Source organism: Novosphingobium naphthalenivorans NBRC 102051, assembly GCF_001590985.1.
Taxonomy (GTDB): domain Bacteria; phylum Pseudomonadota; class Alphaproteobacteria; order Sphingomonadales; family Sphingomonadaceae; genus Novosphingobium; species Novosphingobium naphthalenivorans.
Genome location: NZ_BCTX01000187.1, coordinates 1 through 1,718, shown reverse-complemented (window position 1 = coordinate 1,718; position 1,718 = coordinate 1). Strand labels below are relative to the sequence as shown.

The 1,718-nt window shown below is 63.3% G+C and carries 2 protein-coding genes; one reads left to right on the top strand and one right to left on the bottom strand.

The window, feature by feature from the left end; genetic code table 11:
* Positions 1-87 precede the first annotated feature (87 nt).
* Positions 88-957 (bottom strand): OmpA family protein, encoded by an 870-nt coding sequence (locus NN5_RS24605; RefSeq protein WP_067739337.1) that lies wholly within the window; start codon positions 955-957, stop codon positions 88-90.
* Positions 958-1,445: 488 nt separating this feature from the next.
* On the opposite strand from NN5_RS24605, the gene NN5_RS24600 reads away from it, so the two are divergent.
* Positions 1,446-1,718: a hypothetical protein gene (locus NN5_RS24600; RefSeq protein WP_067739334.1), complete on the top strand. Its 273-nt coding sequence runs from the start codon at positions 1,446-1,448 to the stop codon at positions 1,716-1,718.

Below are 1,718 nucleotides of genomic sequence, written 5' to 3'. Positions count from 1 at the left end.
CGGAATGTCGATTGGCCCTAGGGCCAGTACGGATGTGCCATCATCCGGCGGATAGACGGGGTGAGCCAGGCCCACCCCGTGCGTGTGTCAAAAACCGTCGACGGCCTTGCTGACCAGAATATTCACGGCAACGCGGCGGTTCTGCGCCTTGCCTTCGATCGTATCGTTGCTGGCCAGCGGGTCCGCTTCGGCCATCCCGGTGGGGGTCAGCATACGATAGGGCTTCCAGTGGCAGGCCTGCTGCAGATAGTTGACGACGCGGCTCGCCCGCTTTTCGCTAAGCTGCTGGTTGAAGTCGTAGCTTCCGGTGGAATCGGTGTAGCCGACAACCAGCAGCAGGGCATTGTCCATCCCCTCGGCCGTGGAGGCGGCCATGCACAGATCGGACTTCGCCTGCTCGGACAGCACGGCCTTGCCGGTGTCGAAGTTCACGTTCGTCGTGCTCTTGATATTGTACTTGTCGATATCGCCCATGCGGCTGCGCAGTGCGTCGGTCGCCGCGCTCTGTTCGGCAAAACGCTGGTCCGTGCCGTTGTGGATCATCGCCGCGGTCTTGAAATCGTTGTTCCGGAACTTGATCTGCCGCGCCACGAGGCCATTGCCCCATTGCGCTGTCTTGACGGAAACCGGAAGGCCGTTGAGCAGCGACGCCGCGGCCCGCTCCTTGCTGGCAAGGCCCAGGAAACCGCCACGGCCCCGGATCTCGGTCTGGTCATTGATCGTGATGATAGAACTGGTGCCGTCGGACGCCGTGACTTTCATCTTGTCGCCGCTGCGCGCGGAGATGATGCCTTCGATGTCGGGCCCTTCGGTCATCTGGGCGCCCTCGGGCGCGCTCGTATCGCTCACGGTGGTCTCTAGGCCGTTGTCCTGGTCCTGCGCAGCCAGGCCCGACGCGGGCACGGCCAGCATGGCAAGCAGGAAAAGAGCCTGCGGCCTTTTGGAAATCACACTCATTGCACTACTCCTTAAAACTGGACCGGCCAGCCTTCCGCAATCGCGGATTTTCCGCGTGAGGACGGGGCCGGCTGTCAAAACCCGTTTCATTTCATTTTGCCGGATGTGCGGCATGGAAGCTACACGTGAACGCCCTGGATGTCCTGCGTGTTCAGGCTGACCTGTCTGGCACATGAACACACCAGCCTGCCTTGCCGGATGTGCAGGCGATTCGAGCGCGTCGTGCGGCGAACGGATGCAGGCCGCGCACGCGGCAAGCCTTCCCGCGCCAGCAGAATCACGAAGCAGGATATGCGAGACAAAGCCGGAAGCCCGGCCGCATCCCGGAAAAAATGGCTGCCGGAAGCCTCTAACCGTTGACGGCGCGCGGACAGGCGCACAAGCCGGGCGCGGGTCCCGGCGGACAGCCGCGGCAACCGCCGCACCCTCTGCCGATGAGCATCGCCCTATCCGCACCGATAACAGGCGCACCAAGACAGGAGCCGAACATGGCTGACGAAACCGATACCACTGACAGCGCCGGGCCCTCTCCCGCGCCGGTCACGGTGATCCGCGAACAGTCCGGCAGCGCCATGGGCATCGTCATGGCAATTGCCCTGCTGATCGGGGTGATCAGCATCATGTACCTGTTCAACAAGCATTCCCCGAACGAGAACGCCACGAACGACGCCATCGCCGAGGCCGCCAGCGATGTCGGCAATGCCGCCTCCAAGGTCGGCAACGCAGCGGAAGACGCGGCCCGCAACGTCAAGCCGCACTAG